This is a genomic window from Pseudomonas jinjuensis, assembly GCF_900103845.1.
In the GTDB taxonomy this organism is placed as follows: Bacteria; Pseudomonadota; Gammaproteobacteria; order Pseudomonadales; family Pseudomonadaceae; genus Pseudomonas; species Pseudomonas jinjuensis.
The window spans coordinates 33,649-50,987 of the sequence record NZ_FNIJ01000009.1 but is presented as its reverse complement, the minus strand read 5'-3'; the positions used below and the strand labels follow the sequence as shown (position 1 = coordinate 50,987).

Below are 17,339 nucleotides of genomic sequence, written 5' to 3'. Positions count from 1 at the left end.
GCGAGCTTGCTCGCGATCATCGCGCTCACCGGCCATTCCGGCGTTGAGGGGAGAACTTGGTTCGCCAGCAAGCTGGCTCCTGCAGGGACTGCGTTCAGAACCCGCTCTCGCGCAGTGCCACCGCGGCCAGCCGGGTCAGGCCTTCACCCAGCAGGCTGCGCCGTGCGCCCTCGATCTGCAGGTGCCCGCGGGTTTCGCGCAGGGAGGGCGGCGGGGCGTCGAGCTGGACCAGCACATGGAACAGCGGCGGATTGGGGATCAGTTCGCGGTCCTCGCCATTGGTGTTCAGCGGGCCGCCGTGGCGGGCGGCGAGCATGGGGTGTTCCAGGCGGGCGATGCGGGTGGTGCCGATGGCGATGACCTTGCCGGGCAGCGCCAGCGGCTGGCCGTCGGGATAGAAGCGCACGCCGCTGCCGGTCTGCAGGCGGTGGATTTCGTCCTGCTTGACGTAGGCGTCCACCTGCCAGCGGCTGGGGTCGACGAGGATGCCCAGCGGCTCGCGGCTGCCGACCCACTGCCCGGGCTGCCAGTCCGGCGGCAGGTCCTGCCAGATTCCGGCGAACGGCGCCTGCAGGTTCAGCCGCGCCATCTCCGAGCGCGAGGCCCGCGCCTCTTCCTCCTGCACCCGCAGCTTCTGCCGGGTGGCGATCTGTTCGGCCAGCCCGGTCGGGTCGGCCATCAGTCCGGCCAGGCGCGCCTGGTAGCCGCTGACGCCGGCCTCGGAGCCGCGCACCTTGAGGGCGATGTCCGGTTCGTCGAGCACCACCAGCCGCTCGCCGGCCTGTACCCGGCCGGCCGGGTGGATGCGCTGCAGCAGCGCCGGATAGGGCGAGAACACGCGGAACTGCTGCTCCGCCCGCGCCACGCCGACGGCGGCCACCTGGGTGCGCCAGGGCAGGGCGAGCAGCAGCAGGAGCAGCGCCAGCACGCCCCAGAACAGCCGTCGACGGCTGCTCGGGATGTCGGCGCGGGCGTTCAACCAATAGCGCAGTTCGCGCAGCACCGGCAAGGCGATGAACCAGGCGATTTCCACGGCGAACAGGAAGATTCCCAGCAGCTTGAAGAAGAACAGGTAGACCGCCACGGCGATGCCGAGGAACAGCACCAGGCGGTAGACCCAGGTGGCGATGGCGAAGCCGATCAGCAGGCGCCGGCGCTCGGTCGGCTGTTCCTCCGGCCAGCCCTCCCGCAAACCGAGCAGGCCGCGGCGGATGGCGACCCGGGCCAGCGCCGAGGAGCGTTCGTGCAGGTTGGGGAAGTCGAGCAGGTCGGAGAGGATGAAGTAGCCGTCGAAGCGCATGAAAGGGCTGGCGTTCAGCGCCAGCGACAGCACCCAGCTGGTGGTCGCCAGGTAGAGCAGGGCGTTGCGCAGGGCGCCGGGATCGCTCAGTGCCCAGCCGAGGGCGGCGAGGCCGGCCAGCGCCAGTTCGGTGAGGATGCCGGCGGCGGCGATCGCCAGGCGTTGCCGCGAGCTGCGCAGCTTCCAGCTTTCTCCGGTGTCGGTGTAGAGCATCGGCCACATCACCACGAAGGCGATGCCCATGTGCGCCACGCGCAGCCCGAGCCGCGTGGCGACCAGCGCGTGGCCGAGTTCGTGGAGGGTCTTCGCCACCGCCAGGGCGAGGGCGAAGCTGAGCAGGCCCTCGGTGGAGAAGGACTCGACCACGTCGTGGCTGAAGGTGTCCCACTGGTGCAGGACGAGGACGATGCCGAGCACGCCGAGCGCCACCACCAGCACCGCGAAGAACGGCCGGAACAGCCAGTCCAGGCTGCGCGCCAGGACGCCGAGGAAGCGCTGCGGGCGCACCAGCGGGATGCGGAAGAACAGGTAGTGGTGCAGCCACCAGCGCCAGCTCAGCCAGGCGTTGCCCTGGTCGCGCTGGCGCAGGCGGTCGGTCGCTTCCGGGCCGGGGCGCAGCAACTGGTGGCGGTCGAGGAAGGCGCAGAACTCCAGCACCTGTTCGGGCTCCGGCTTGAGCGCGGTCTGCGCGCCGATCTGCTCGCAGATGCGCCGGGCCGGCTGGCCCCAGCGCAGCAGGCATTCGAACTCCAGCCAGCCGATGCGGTAGAAGCGGTTGAGCACGCTGTCCTGGATCACCCATACCGGTTCGCCGCTGGCGCCGGGCGCGGCCTCGCCGAGGCGCAGGTCCTCGCGCAGTGGCGGCAGCGGCACATCGAGGCCGTCGTCCATCACCAGCCCGTCCAGGCGCGCAGGCTGGCCAGCGGCCGGCGCAGCAGGTAGTAGCCGAGCAGCACCCGCTCGCCGTACAGCTTGGCGGTGCCGTGCAGGCCGAGGCGGGCGTGGGCGGGGTGTTCCTCGACGCTCGCCAGCAGGCGGTAGGAGGCCACGCCCTCGTCGCTGGGGCGCGCCTGGTAGCTGGTTTCCAGCACCTTGCCGCGGAGCGGCTGCAGCGGGTAGGCGGTGAGGAACAGGGTGACCTCGGCGCCGGGTTCCAGGGCGATGGCGTCGGCCACCGCGAGCTGGATGCGCATCGCCGGCCGCGCCGGGTCGGCCACCTGCATGATGCGTTCGCCGGTGACCACCGGCTTGCCCAGCCAGTCGTTGGGGTCGCTGTACACCGCCACGCCGTCCCGCGGCGACAGCACCCGGCTGCGCTGCAGCTGCGCGCGCACCGCCGCCAGTTCGGCGCGGCGCTGTTCGGCGCGGCTGGCGAGCAGGGTCAGCTCGTTGCGGCTCTGCGGGTTGTCGAAGGCGCGCTGGCTGGCGGCGAGCAGCTCGGCGTCGGCCACCGCCACTTCGCTGCCGAGCACCTCGGCGCGGTTGCGCAGGGTGGTCTGGTCCAGCTCGAACAGCGGCGTGCCGGCCTGCACCGCCTGGTTCGGCCGCACCAGCATGTGCTCGATCACCCCGTCGATGGGTGAGCTGACCACCTGCGCCTGCAGCGAGACGATCTCGGCCGGGGCGAGGGCGGTCTGCCGCACCGGGACCAGCAGCACCAGCAGGGCGGCGGCCAGCACCAGCAGGGTCTGCTTGCGGCTCGGCCAGAAGCGCAGGCGGCGCTTGTGCGCCAGCGCTTCCCAGCAGTAGGCGTAGGTGCGCCAGATGCCGCCGAGCTGCTGCTGCAGGGCTTCGGCCGGCGGCTCGTCGAGGAGGAACAGCAGCACGCCGAGGCGCTGGCCATCGCGCGCCTGCAGCGGCACGCAGCAGACGCCGGCCGGCCACCACTCGGCCCAGCCGTCGGCGATTTCCGCCGGCGGTTCGAGGTTTTCCCGCGCCAGCCATTGCGGCCCGTCGCCCGCGAGCTGCGTCTCCAGCCAGCGGCTGGCGCGCTTCAGCCAGACCAGGTAGGGCGAATCCTCGGTCGGCCGCGACAGCCCGGACACGCACAGCAAATCCAGCGCCTCGCCACGGCGGGCGAACACCAGCGCCTGGTGGAAGCGCAGCAGCGGGTAGAGGTCGTTGGCCATGCAGAAGGCCAGCGCCTGCAGCGAGTCGGCTTCCAGCGCGCGGTCGCGCAGCGCCGCCAGTCCGGCCAGGAACTGGACGCCGGGCGAGGGTTCACTGACGGTCATCGGGGAACCGCGCGGTGCCGGTCATGCCGGCGATCAGTTCGGGATGCTCGGCGTCCAGCTTCGCCTCCAGCTCGACGGTCTGCGCCACCGCGTCGACCCGCGAGTTGATCGCGCTGATGTGCGCCGGGTAGCTCCTGCCGGTCTCGTGGATGCTGACCTCCAGCGCCTGCCCGACCTGCAGGTGCGGCAGCAGGCGCGACGGCACGTTGAGTCGCACCTTGAGCGCGCCGTTGCTGACCAGGTCGAACAGCGGGGTGCCGGCGTTCACCGTCTGGTAGGGCTTCACGTAGACCTTGGCGACCCGTCCGGCGAACGGCGCCTGCACCTTGCAGTAGCTCGCCTGGGCCTGGGCCAGGGCGCGCGCGCCCTCGGTCTTGCGCACCTCGGTGGTGGCCATCGCCACTTCCAGGTCGCCCACCGCGTCGAGCTTGCGCAGGTTGCGCTTGGCTTCGAGGTTCTGCCGCGCCATGGTCAGCTCGGCGTCGGCGACCCGCGCGCGGGCCTGCGCCTCGGTGCAATCCAGCTCGGCGAGCAGGGCCTTGTCCTTCACCGTCTGGCCGAGGGCGGTGCGCAGCTCGCCGAGGGTGCCGTTCATCTGGCTCGACAGGGTGGTTTCCAGCCCCGCCGCCAGCAGTACGCGGATGGCGCCCGGCTCTTCCAGCCCGCGGCCGGGGAGGGCGGGTTCTTCGGCCTGGGCGGCCAGGGTGGCGAGGGACAGCAACAGCGGCAACATCACGAACCTACGGCTGGTATGAGGCATTGGCCATTCCCTGGTTGCTGGTTTCCTGGTTGCTGGCGAGCAGGTTGCGACCTTCCTGGGCGGAGAGGGTGCGTTCGATCTCCCGGGCCAGGCTCTTGATGTCGTGCTTGTCGATCTCTGCCGGCAGCACGTCCAGGCCGATCGAGTTGTACAGCCGGCCCCAGGCCGCCTGGGCGCTGGAGTAGGCCGCCTCGCGCTGGTAGCGCGACAGCAGGTAGCGGCCCTCGGCGCGGATCAGCTCCAGTTCGGAGCCGATGGTGGTGCTCTTCGCCGCCTTGGCATAGCTCAGCAGGCTCTCGTCGACACGCAGGCTCTCGTCGGTGAACTCCACCTCCTGGCGCGCCAGCTGGTAGCGCAGGGCGCCGACCCGCACCTGGGTGAGGATCGCCATGGACAGCGCGACGCGGCGGGCATCGTCGGTCTTCTCCTGGGATTCCTGGGCGGCGTTCAGGGCCGGCAGCTGCGCCAGGCGCAGCAGGTTCATCGACACCTGCACGCCGGTTTCCCACCAGTCGCTGTTGTAGAGGAACTTGTTGGAGTCGTACTGGAAGCCGTAGCTCAGGGTCAGGTTCGGCCATACCTGGGCCTTGGCGATCTTCAGGTCGTTGGCGGAAACGCGCTTGCGGTACCACTCCTCCATGATCTCCGGACGGTTTTCCAGCGACAGCTGTTCCAGCCGATCCATGTCCGGCTTGAGCAGCGGCAGCGGCGGTTCGGAGGTGTCGGCGAGGACCATCCGCGAGCCCGGCGGCAGAGACATCAGCGCCGAGAGCTCGGCCTGGGCGAATTCCAGGTCCTGGCGGCGCACGGTGAGCAGGTACACCGAATCCAGCAGGGCGCGCTGGTAGGCGAGGATTTCCTGGCGCGGCAGCAGGCCCTGGTCCTCGGCCTGGCGGGCGGCGGTGAGCGCGTGGTGGGTGCGCAGCAGCAGGTTGTCCACCTCGGGCAACAGCTTCTGTGCGCCGAGCGCGCGCCAGTAGGCGTTGCGCACGTCCTGCAGGACGTTCTGCGCCACCTTGCGGCGGCGTTCCTCGGCCATCTGGATCTCGTCGGTACGCTGCTGGTTGCGATAGTAGGCCACGCCGAAGTCGAGCAGGCTCCAGCTCAGGCCGAGGCTGTACAGCTCGCGGTAGCGCTCCTCGGAGGTGGACGCGCGCAGGGATTCCTGGCGGTCCTCGATGCCGATGGAGGTGCCGCCGGAATCGTTGTTGCGCCCGGCGTAGCCGGCCGAGGCCACCAGCCGCGGCAGCATCTCGTGGCTGGTCACGTCCTTGAGGTTGGCCGCCAGCGCGCTCTCCATCAGCTTGAGGCGATAGTCGAGGTTGTATTTCAGTGCGCGCGCCGCCGCCTCGTAGAAGGTGATCGGCGTGCTCACCGGTTCCTGCTCGGAATACATGCTCGCCTGGTCGAGGAGGAGCCGATGACGCTTTTCCTCTTCCGTGTAGGGCTTCGGGTCCAGTGAGGTGCAGGCACCGAGCAGCAGCGCGGAAGCGACGGAGACGCCGATGAGAGAAAGGGCATATCTGGCCATAGTCACCTTTGCAGTCAGGGTTCCTGTTGGGATTCGTTACGCGCCAGCCAGCCGGGGTGCAGGCGCTGCGCGGCGGCGCGCAGCTGGGTGCTGAAGCCGGGGGCGGTGCTCGCCTGCGGCGGCGCTTCGGACTGCGCCGGGCCGCGGGTCAGGCTGGCGGCGTCGCTGGCGAAGACCGACGGATCGCTGAGCAGGCCATCGGCGCTCAGGCCCACGCGGCCCTGCCGGCCGAGCACCCAGGCCAGGTCGAGGTTGCTGTCCAGGCGGCTCCTGGCGACCTGTTCGGCGACGAACTGGCCCTCCACCACGCCGAGGCCGGCGCCGATGGATTCGCTGCGGATTTCCTCCGGCAGGCCCAGGCGCAGGTTGCCGCCGCTGGCGCCCCAGGTGGAGAGTTCGAGCAGCCTGGCCTCGCGCTCCACCACCGGGCCGACGAACACCGCCGGGTCGATATCCGGCAGCGGCAGGTGGATGAAGGCGCTGTCGCCGCGCTGGCTGAACATCGGCGGGTTGCCCGGCGCCGGGATGAAGGGCGCGGCGATGTCCAGGGTGATGACCAGTTCGGCCTGGTCGGTGGCGCCGGCGAGGTCGGCGATGGTGTAGGTGAAGACATCCTGCAGCACCTGGCCGAGCCCGGCGGCGGCCAGCACTTCGGGATTGGTCAGGTCGATGACGTAGGTGTAGCTGCCGTCGGCGTTGAGGATCAGCGTGCCGTAGCGGCCGGCCAGCGGCTGCCCGACCGTGCCGGCGGTGCCGCTGCCTGCCTCGGCGCCGGTGCGGATGCCGACCACCTGCAGGGCATCGCCGTTGTCGATGTCGCCGTCGTTGGGCAGCACGTTGCCGCTGGTCTGCGGCGCCGGGGTCTGGTCGCTGGCGAGGTTGCTGTCGTTCTGCGCCAGCGGGTTGTCGTTGGCGCCCTGGATGGTGATGGTCAGGCGTGCCACGGAGGTCGCGCCGGCGGTATCGGCCATGGTGTAGGTGAACGCTTCGCTGAGCGTCTCGCCGGCGCTGCGCAGCGCCTGCACGGTGGGGTTGGCGTTGTCCAGCACATAGAGGTAGCTGCCGTCGGCGTTCAGCACCAGCGTGCCGTAGAGTCCCTTCAGCGCCTGTCCCGCGCCGGCGGTCTGGCCGGCACCGGTGCGGACATCGAGCACCCGCCTGGTCTCGCCGTTGGCGACGGAATCCACGTCGCTGTCGTTGGCCAGCACGTTGCCGCTGGCGGGCTGGCCCGGCGTCCCGTTGTTCACGCCGCCGGCCTCGATGGCGACGCCGCTGTCGTCCCGGGCGATGGGGGTGTCGTTGGCGCCGCCGATGACGATCACCAGCTGCGAGCTGGACTGGCGGCCGAAGCGGTCGGCGATCGTGTAGGTGAAGGTGTCGCTCAGGGTCTGGTTGGCGAGGCGCAGCGCCTGCACCTCGGGCAGGCTGTTGTCGAGCACGTAGCTCCAGCTGCCGTCGGCATTCAGCGTGAGGTTGCCCCAGGTTCCGCGCAGCGCCGTGCCCAGGCTGCCGGCGGTGCCGGCATCGCCCGCGCCGCCGGTGCGCACGCCCAGCACCGTCAACGGGTCGCTTTCCAGGTCGGTGTCGTTGGCCAGCACGTTGCCGACCGGGTTGATGCCCGGCACCGCGTTGTTCAGGCCGCCGGCCTCGATGGCGTTGCCCTGGTCGGGGTTGGCGGTGGGCGCGTCGTTGCGGCCGAAGACGAAGATGCGCAGCTGGGCCTGGGCGCTCAGGTCGCCACGGTCGGTCACCTGGTAGGTGAAGATGTCCTCGACGAACTGCAATGGCGCGAGGGCCAGGACTTCCGGGTTGTCGGAATCGACGAAGTAGGCGTAGGTGCCATTCGCGCCTATCACCAGGGTGCCGTAGCGGCCGACCAGCACCGCACCGTCGGCATTGGTGGTGCCCAGCGGGATCGGCTCGAAGGGGGCGCCCACCAGGATGCCGCCCGACCGGGCGGCGGTGCCGGTCTTCTGGTCGCCGAGATCGACGTCGGTGTCGTTGAGCAGGACGTTGCCAAGCGGGTTGAAGGCATTGCCGCCGCCGTTGTCGGCAACCGCGAAGGCGATGTCGTCGATGGCGACCGGCGTGTCGTAGGCGCCGCGAATCTGGATGGTGAACTGCGCGGTGTCGGTGGCGCCGAGCGAATCGCGCATGCTGTAGCTGAACACCTCCGTGACGCTGTCGCCGAGCTTGAGCGCCTGCACGGAGGCCAGGGTGTTGTCCACCCGATAGCTGTAGCTGCCGTCGGCCGACACTGTGAGGGTGCCGAACTGGCCGACTATGGTCTGGCTGCCGGTGACCGGCGTGAAGCCGCCGGGCACCCCGGCGCCATCCGCGCGAATGCCGGTGAGCACCTTGCCGTCGTTGGCGTCCACGTCGGTGTCGTTGGTCAGCAGGTTGCCGCTGGGGTCGATGCCGGGTATGGCGTTGAAAGTGCCGCCGGCCTCGACGGCGATGGCCGTGTCGTCCACCGCGACCGGATTGTCGTTGCGGCCCGAGATGACGATGCTGAGCACGGCGGAACTGGTCGCCCCGGCCAGGTCGCGGATGCCGTAGGTGAAGCTTTCCGTGAGGGTGTCGATGGCGCTGCGCAGTGCCTGCACCGCCGGGTTGGCGTTGTCCAGCACGTAGCTGTAGCTGCCGTCGGCGTTCAGCGTGAGGGTGCCGTAGGTGCCGGCGAAGGCCGTGCCGACGGTGCCGGTGCTGGCGCCCTGGCTCAGCGAGATCACGCTCAGGCTTTCGCCGAAGGCATCCACGTCGGTGTCATTGCCGAGCACGTTGCCGCTCGGGTTGACGCCCGGCGTGGCGTTGTTCGCGCCGCCGGCCTCGATGGCGAGGGCGACGTCGTCGTTCGCCACCGGCGCGTCGTTGGCGCCCTGGATGGTGATGTTCAGGGTGGCGCGGTCCTCGGCACCGGCGCTGTCGATCACCGTGTAGCTGAACAGGTCGACCAGGGTGTTGGCGCTGCCGCGCAGGGCCTGGACTTCGGCCATGGCGTTGTCCAGCCGGTAGCTGTAGCTGCCGTCGGCGTTGAGCGTCAGCCAGCCGTAGATGCCGCGCAGTTCGCTGCCGAGGGTGCCGGCGGCGCCGCTGCCAGCTTCGGCGCCGGTACGTACCGTGGAAACCGCCTGGGTCTCGCCGTAGTCGATCGGGTCGGCGGGAATCTCGCCGCCGTCCACGTCGGTGTCGTTGACCAGCACGTTGCCGATCGGATCGACGCCGGCCTGGCCGTTGTTCACTCCGCCGGATTCCACCGCGGTGGCGGCATCGTCGACGGCGACCGGGTTGTCGTTCTGGCCGAGGATGACCACGACGATCTCGCCGGTGTCCGTTTCGGGAGCCGGTGCGACGCCATCGGAAATGGTGTAGGTGAAGCGTTCGATCAGCAGGTCGCCGGCTTCGCGCAGCGCCTGGACTTGCGGATCGGTGTTGTCCACCACGTAGCTGAAGGTGCCGTCCGGGCGGATGGTCAGGGTGCCATAGAGGCCGATCACCTGGGTGCCCGCCGGGTCCACCGGAACGGCCGTGCCGGCATCCCCTTCGGCGCCGGCGCGGATCAGGGTGACGGTCAGCGGATCGCCGTCCGGATCGAAGGAATTGGCGGTGGCGTCGCCGGTCGGGTCGATGCCCGGCGTGCCGTTGGCCACTCCGCCGCTTTCCCTGGCGATGGCCACCACGTTCTGCGCCACCGGCGGGTCGTTGACGCCGCGCACGATGATGTGCAGCTGCGCCTGGTCGGTGAGGCCGGCGGTGTCGGTGATCTCGTAGGTGAAGAATTCGTCCAGTGTTTCGCCCGGCCCCAGGCCCTGGACAGCGGGGTTGGTGCTGTCCACGTCGTAGAAGAACGAGCCGTCGGCGCCGATGCGCAGGGTGCCGAACTGGCCGACGATCACCGTGCCGTCGGCCTGGGTGGTGCCGCCGGCCACGCCCGTCAGCGCACCGCCGGCGGTTTCCTGGCCGACGCGGATGCCGGTGACGTCGAGCTGGGTGCTGGGCCGGTCGGTGCGGTCGACGTCGAGGTCCACGCCGTCGCCGCCGTCCTGGTCGATGGGCCCCGGCCGGCTGGGGAAGAGGATGACGTTGCCGGTGGGGTTGCTTTCCTGGGCGTTGCCGTTGGTCGATGCGGCCTGGGCGGCGGCCTGGTCGTCGCTGGCCAGCGGGTTGTCGTTGGCGCCGTTTATGACGATGCGCAGCTGGGCGACATCGTTGAGGCCGCCGATGTCGGTCACCTGGTAGCTGAAGAATTCCACCAGGGTGTCGCCGGCGACCAGCCGCTGGACCACGGTGTTGTCGTTGTCCACCACGTAGCGGTAGCTGCCGTCGGCGCCGATGGTCAGGGTGCCGAAGGTGCCGACGATGACGGTGCCGTTGCTGCTGTCGGTGCCGGCGGCGACGTCGATCAGCGTGCCGGGCGCGGTTTCGCGCAGGTTGCGGATGCCGGTGACGGTGCGGGCGTCGCCGTTGTCGACGTCGGTGTCGTTGGCCAGCACGTTGCCGATGGCATCGTTGCCCGGCGTGCCGTTGAGCACGCCGCCGGCCTCGGTGGCGGAGCCTTCGTCGTCGACGCCCACCGGGGTGTCGTTGGCGCCGTGGATGGTGACGGTCAGGGTGGAGCTGGACTGCAGCCCGCCGAGGTCGGAAATGGTGTAGGTGAATTCCTCGACCAGGGTTTCGCCGGACAGGCGCAGCGCCTGCACCCGCGGATCGTCGTTGTGCAGCACGTACTCGTAGCCGCCGTTGGCGCTCACCAGCAGGTGGCCGAAGGTGCCGTTCACCACGGTGGCGCCGGCGCCGAGGATGGCGGTCGGCGGCTGCCCGCTCAGGCCCATGGAGACCACTCGCAGCACGTCGGCGTTGGTGGCGATGTCGACGTCGGTGTCGTTGTTCAGCAGGTTGCCGCGCGGGTTGACGCCCGGAACGTTGTTGAAGGTGCCGCCGGCTTCCACGGCGTCGGCCAGGTCGGGGTTGGCGATCGGCGGGTCGTTCACCGGCGCCAGGACGATCTGCAGGCTGTCCTGGTCGACCAGCGCGTCCTCGGGGTTCTCGCCGGGGATGCCGTCGCCGTCGGCGTCGCCGAAGTTGCCCAGGTCGCTGGTGCGCACCGTGAGGGTGTCGAGGCCGTTGAAATCGAGGTTGCCGAGGTAGACCAGGTTGGCCAGCGCGGCGTTGAGATCGGCGAGGTTGCCGGTGAGGGTCAGGCTGGCGCTGTTCGCCCCGCTGACGGTGACGCCGGGCGGCGTAGCCGACAGCGAGAGGGTGCCGTTCTGCACCGTGAGGGTGACCTGCAGGGTGCGGTCGGCGGCGTTCGGATCGCGGTTGGCGTCGATGTCGGCCACCGAGATGCCGGCGATCGGCAGCGGCACGTCCTCCAGGCCGTTCTGGGTGCCGGGCAGGGTGTTCACCGGCGCGTCGTTCTGTTCCACGTAGCCGGCGTCGGCGGCACCGGTGGCGCCTTCGCCGAGGGTCACGACGACCTGCCCGAGCGGGCTGGCGGTGTCGGTGTCGATGCGTACGCGCAGGTCGCCGAGCGGCTGCGGATAGCTGATGGTTCCGGCCGGCGCGTCGATGCGGAAGATGCCCGCCGGCAGCACGCCGAAGCGGTACTGGCCGTCGAGGTCGGTGACGGTGCTGAACACCAGGTTGTCGGCGCTGGTGGCGAGGTCGCCGTCGGCGCCGGCCCAGGTCAGGGTCACGGTCTGCCCGGGCAGGCCGGGGCCGTCCGGGACGGCGCTGCCGGTGGCCGAGCCGGTGTCGTTCCACAGGGTGCCGGCGATGATGCCGAGGCCGGCGCCTTCGCGGAGGATGTAGGTGTTGGGGCCGGCCTCGCTACCGGTGCGTTCGCCGTCGGGCTGGCCGTCGATACCGACGCTGGAACCGCCGAATGCGCTGAAGTCTTCCGGCAGGCTGGTCCAGGTCAGCACGGCGTTGCTGTTGGCGATGGCGGCGTCGTTCGGCACCGTGACCTGGTAGACGACCCGAATCTGCGTGCCCGGGTCGATCTGCGCGAAGTCCAGGGTGATGCCGCCGGCGTTGCTGAAGGTGACGCCGGGCGGCAGGTTGCCGGGGCCGAAGGTAGTGCCGCCGATCTGCAGGCTGACCAGGGTGTAGTCGCTGCCGCCGGGGAAGCTGTCCGTCAGGTGCGTGTCGAAGGCCGGCAGGCCGCCGTTCTGGGTGAAGTCGATCTGCACCGTGGCGGTGCCGGTGCTGCCGGCCGGGTTGGGATCGAAGTTGACGACCTGCTTGTCCAGGCCGTCGAAGCTCGGCTCGACGATGGATTCCGTGCGGATGTCGCTGCTGGAGCGGGCGACGCCATCGACGAACTCGTGGGCCTGGACGTCGAGAGTGGCGCCGGCGACGTTGCCCGCCTGGTTGAGCACGCGCACGTTGAATTCCAGCACTATGCCTTCGAGGTCGACGTCGTCGTTGGCGTTGACCAGGTTGCCGAGGTCGAAGGTCACCGTCTGGCTGCCATCGGGATTGGTGACCACCGTGACGCGTGCCGGGTTGAGCAGCGCCACCGGCGCGGCTCCGCTCAGGTCGGCGGTGATGGGACGGGCCTCGGCATTGGTTTCGTTGCCTTCGATCTGCAGGCCGCCGGTGAGGGCGAGGAGGGCGTCGCTGGTCAGCCCGCCATTGTTGGAAATCAGCGCGATGCGCAGGTTGTTGGCGCCGGGGTCGATGAACTGCAGGCCGTTTTCCAGCACGACCTGCAACTGGTAGTTGGGGTTGTCGCCCTCGGGCACCAGCACCGCCAGGCGGTAGCGGATCACTTCGCCGATGGTCACCTGCTCGCTCGGGGCGCGGGTGTCGGGCGTCGGCGCCGGGGTGTCCGGAAGGCCGCCGACGCGCGACAACTGCATGGCCTGGTTGACCGGGATGAGCAGGGTGGAATTGCGCTGGTAGTCGTTGAGCACGCCGCTGTTCAGCAGGCCGTCGGCGCCGGTGCGTTCGCCGGCCGGATCGACATCGCCGCCGACGTTGCCGTCGAGGCTGGTCCAGAGCACCGTCGCCACGTTGTCGAAGGTCGATTCGGCGGCCGCGGTGGCGTTCACCACGCCGGTCACGCGGATCACGATGCTGCCGCCGCGAACGATGTCGATGTTGGCGCCGGCCACGCTGCGCAGCTGCCCGCCGACCAGCTCGAAGTCCGCGCCGCCGTTGTTGCTGGCGCCGTTCAGGTAGGTGACGGTGAACTGCAGGTTGTCCAGTTCGGGGGGCAGGACATCGGCGAAGCTGATGTCGAAGGCATTGAAGTCGGTGCCCGCGGTGCCGTTGGCGATGGTGATGGTGAATTCCACCGGGTCGCCCTGATCGAAACCGTTGAAGTCGGGCACCGTTACCAGCTGCTGGCTGATCTGCAGGGTGGGTTCGCGGATGAACACCGTCGGCTGGCCGCCGGTCAGGGTCACCGTGCGCTCCAGCGCCACGGTGCCGTTCGGCGTATCGCCGTCGGGATCGCTGAAGAGTGTCTGCGCGTTGTTCTGCAGCACCGTGCCGGCCTGGTTGCCGAGCACGTTGCTGGCGACCAGTTGCACGCGGATGACGAAGCTGTTGTTGCCGAGGTTGTTGTCGGCGTTGGCGCTGGAGACGCTGAAGGTCAGGCGCACGTCGCCGCCGTCGTCGCCGAGGGCGCCGGTCAGCGCGGCGAAGCTGCCCACCGTGACGGTGCCGGCGAAGTTGCCGGTGAGGGCGCCGCTGCCGGCGACGGTGGTGATCAGCTGGTAGCCGAGGCCGCCGTTGAATGCCGGGTCGAGGCGCAGGCCGGGCGGGATCAGGTCGTCCAGGCGCAGGGTCTGGGTGGTGCCTTCGGGCAGGGTGACGACGATGTCGAAGACCATGCTCTCGCCCACCACCAGATCGGCGCCGGTGGTGTGGGTGGCGCTGGAATCGCCATTGTCGAGGGTGCCGCCGGCGAACACCTTGCGCACTTCCGGCGAGGCCACCTGCTGGTTGGCGAGTTCCTGCAGGTCGGTGGGGGTGAAGTCGGTGCCGTTGTCGACGCTGGCGTAGTTGCTGAGGACCGCGCTGCTCTGCAGGGTGCGCGCGGCGGCGATGGCGTTGTCCACCCGCACGTCGTAGACGATCACCACCATGTTGGCGCCGCTGGCGTCGGCCGCCGTGCCGGCGCGGCCGGCGAGCAGGCTGGCGGTATTGTTGGCGTCGAGGAAGGTGATGGTGTTGCCCGTCACCGCATAGTCCACGCCGGCCACCATGAGCGTGCCGTCGCCGCGGTAGATCTGCAGGTTGGCGGCGGCCAGGCTGCCGCCGACGAAGCTCAGGCCCGGCGGCAGGGTGATGCTGGTGACCACGTCGAAGGCGCCGCCGCCGCCGCTGTTCTCGATGGCGGTGGCCAGGCGCAGCAGGTCGCCGCCGTCGATGCCGCTGACGTCGCCGTTCACCGCGTTGAGTTCGGTGACGCTGCCGCTGAAGGGCACGCCGGCGGTGCCCGGCGCGCTCCAGCTGCCGGTGGTGCCGGTCACCGTGCCGTGGCTGGTGGATACCACGCCATGGCGGATGTTCAGCACCGGTTCGGCGACGGAGACGATGACGGCGACATCCGAGGAAATCAGCGTCTGGTCGGTGAGGGTGGTCTGCTGGGTCGACTGCGCCAGCACGTCCAGCGAGCGCTGGTCGGCGAACGGCTGGTCGCCGACGCGCAGGGTGAATTCGACGACGATGCGGCTGCCGTCGATGTCGGCGGTGGTGAAGCTGCCGAAGTCGAACACCACCGAGTTGCCGGCGCCGCTGGTGACGCTGACCAGCGGGCCGAGGTTGCTGTTGCCGGGGCCGATCTGCCACTGGCCGGAGCCGTCGCCGATGGTCCAGGTGAGGCCGGTGACATCGAACAGCGGCAACGGCAGGTAGGCGGTGAGCCGGTACTGCTCGTAGTCGCCGGTGACCAGGTCGTAGGACAGGCGGAAGGTCACCAGGTCGCCGGGGCGCAGCTCGCCGCTGGGCGGCGGCGTGCCGTTGTTGACCTCGACCAGCTGGATGTCGACGGTGCTGGTGGGAATGGTCGTGGTGCTGCTGGAATCGTCGGTCTGCGAGGCGCCGGTGAGGTTGAACAGGTCTTCGAGAATGGTGCCGCTGACCTCCACCGAGTTGCCGACGCTGTCGCCCTCGTTGATCTCGCTGTGCGGCGCGCCGGAGGGCGGCGTGTAGCTCTGGGCGATCACCGTGCTGTAGCTGATCACTGCGGTGGCGGCGCCGTCGCGGGTTTCATCGAAGGCCAGGTCGCCGTTGAACCAGCCGCGAATGCCGAAGAAGGCATTGCGCAGCGACTGGGCGATGTCGAACTCGACCGAGGTGGTGCCGTCCGCATTGGTCACCACGCTGGTGACCAGGGCGATGTTCCGGGTGACGCCGGCCAGGGTCACGGTGAGGGTCGGCGTGCCGGTCAGGGTCTGGCCGTCGCCGATCAGGTCGCGCACCACCAGTTCGCCGTCGCCGAAGAAGTCGCTGCCGTAGGCGAAGAAGTCGGATACCGCCATGTCCAGCCGGTAGTTCAGGGTGTCGCCGATGCTGATGCCGACGTGGCCGACGTCCACCTGCAGGGTCGCGGTCTTGCGCAGGGTGATCGACTTGGCGACGAAGCTGGTGTCCTCGCCGGTGGCGCTGAAGTCGATGCTGGTATCCGGCGGGACGACATCGCGCGGGTCCAGCGGCACCCACTGGCCGCTGGCGGTGGGCGCGTCGATGGTGATGGTGACCGGTGCGCCGGTGACCGGATCGAGGATCTGCTGGCCGCTGGAATCGGCATCCGGCACGTAGAACTGCACCAGGGTGTCGGTGGGGCCGCTGAGGGTGGCGTACTGGACGGTGAACTGGCTGATGAACACGTCGTCGGCGGCGATCAGCAGGTTGATCTCGGCCGGGTTGGTGACCACCCGGCCGTCGGCGAGGGTGATGGAGGTCAGGACGCCGCCGGCGCCGGGCGTTATCGCGGTGACCTGGATGTTGCCCGGCAGCGGCTGGGTGACCACCACGTTGGTCAGGGTCTGGCCGTTCGCCGGGGTGACGGTGGTGGTCAGGGTGCGGCCGTAGTTCGGCCCGGTGGTGGTTTCGCCCTCGGGAGCGTTGACCGTCTGGGTCGCGGTGATCACCGTCGGGTGGACGATGAAGGAGTGGGTCACGGCCTCGACCAGGCTGGGGTCCTGGGTGGGATTGTCGAGGGCGTCGTTGCCGAACTCGAAGCCGCCCCTGACCTGGATGGTCAGGTCCGGCGCGCCGTCGGAGAAGCTGGTGTCGGCCAGGTTGCTCAGGCTGGCGGTGATCTGCACGGAAATCACCGGCTGGTCCTGGGTCACGCTGGCGAACGGCAGTTCGACCACCACCATCTGGTCGCCGGCGCGCATGCCGAAGTCGGCGGCATCGATCACCAGCGGGTTGCCGTTGGCATCCTCGGCCAGCGGGTGGATGGCCTGGCCGTTGGCGTCGAAGGTGACCACGTGGCTGACCAGGTTCTGCCCGAGGTAGTTGGCCGAGATGAAGGTCACGCCGTCGTCGCCGTCCTTGCCGGTGGCGGGCATGAACAGCGTGACGAAGGGGGCGAAGCCGGGCTGGGTCGAGACGTTGGTGAAGTCCACGGTGAAGCTGAACTGGTCGCCGAGCAGCACGTCCTGGGCGGTGACGGGCAGGGCGGTGGTCGGCCCGGCATCGGCCAGCAGGCCGTCGAAGGTGGCGAGGGCATCGGCGCTGAGGGCGATCGGCCGGTCGATGAGGCCGCTGCGGACTTCCAGGTTCCAGTCGCCGCCGGCCGCGCGGGAGCCGGTGTCGTTGCTGGAGGCGCCGACGTCGGCGCCGGTGCGCAGCGCCAGTTCGTTCACCAGCTTCTGGCCCGCCGTGCCGGCGCCGATGTCGCAGCCGTAGAGCTGGATGTCCGCCCCGGCGTTCAGCGCGGCGCGCCAGCCGTCGAGGATGCCGGCGGCCTGGTCGAGGTTGCTCGCGGTCAGGGTGCGATTGCCGAGGGTGAACTGCCCGGCGCCGCCGTGGGAGAAGATCTGGATCGAATCGACCTTGCCCAGCTCGGCCAGCGCGGCGGAAATCGCCGCCAGGCCATCCTCGGTGGTGTTCACCACCACGGCCCTGACGTCGGCCGGCAGGTCGGCGGTGAGCCGCTCGCGGTTTTCCACGCGGCTGTCCAGCACCAGCAGGTGGCGCGCGGCCGAGGGCGCGGGAGCGGGCGCACTGGCGGAATTGGAGGGTTCGGCTACGGGTGCCGGGCGATCGGCCGGGGCGGGCGCGTGGCCCGGGTCGTTGTGCTGCTGGTCGGCGGCTGCCGCAGCTGCGCCATCGAAGAGGATGCGGGGCTCCAGCGCCAGCGCGTGGCTGGCCGGAGCGAAAACATTCACGCGCGGCATATGCTCATTCCCTTCCGCCAATCGGTGTCATCGAAGACGTAAAACCGTCCGGTTGGTCAATCCGTTCAGGCAACCTTAGACCCTCTCGCCAGACGCGCTACGCACCACGGACGAACGGACGCCATGAACGCGTTTTATCGACGACGTTTGT

Annotated in this window: 5 protein-coding genes; all 5 read right to left on the bottom strand. The window is 69.8% G+C overall.

Features of this window, described 5'->3' with window-relative positions:
• Positions 1-94: 94 nt before the first annotated feature.
• Genes BLR75_RS14215 through BLR75_RS14195 form a run of 5 tightly spaced genes read right to left on the bottom strand, consistent with a single transcriptional unit; the run spans position 95 to position 17,188 of the window.
• A complete protein-coding gene (locus BLR75_RS14215) occupies positions 95-2,191 on the bottom strand; it encodes an HlyD family secretion protein (RefSeq protein WP_084315442.1) in 2,097 nt (698 codons plus the stop codon).
• On the bottom strand, positions 2,191-3,534 hold the full coding sequence (locus tag BLR75_RS14210; RefSeq protein ID WP_084315440.1) for an efflux RND transporter periplasmic adaptor subunit: 1,344 nt from the start codon (positions 3,532-3,534) through the stop codon (positions 2,191-2,193). Before BLR75_RS14210 ends, BLR75_RS14215 begins: the two co-directional genes overlap by 1 nt.
• Positions 3,521-4,294, bottom strand: a complete 774-nt coding sequence (locus tag BLR75_RS14205; RefSeq protein ID WP_084315438.1) for an efflux RND transporter periplasmic adaptor subunit — start codon at positions 4,292-4,294, stop codon at positions 3,521-3,523. Before BLR75_RS14205 ends, BLR75_RS14210 begins: the two co-directional genes overlap by 14 nt.
• Entirely contained in the window at positions 4,275-5,825 is a 1,551-nt protein-coding gene (locus tag BLR75_RS14200) for a TolC family protein (protein ID WP_084315436.1), read from the bottom strand. Before BLR75_RS14200 ends, BLR75_RS14205 begins: the two co-directional genes overlap by 20 nt.
• Before the next feature lie 14 nt (positions 5,826-5,839).
• Entirely contained in the window at positions 5,840-17,188 is an 11,349-nt protein-coding gene (locus BLR75_RS14195; protein WP_084315435.1) for a VCBS domain-containing protein, read from the bottom strand.
• Between the last annotated feature and the right edge of the window lie 151 nt (positions 17,189-17,339).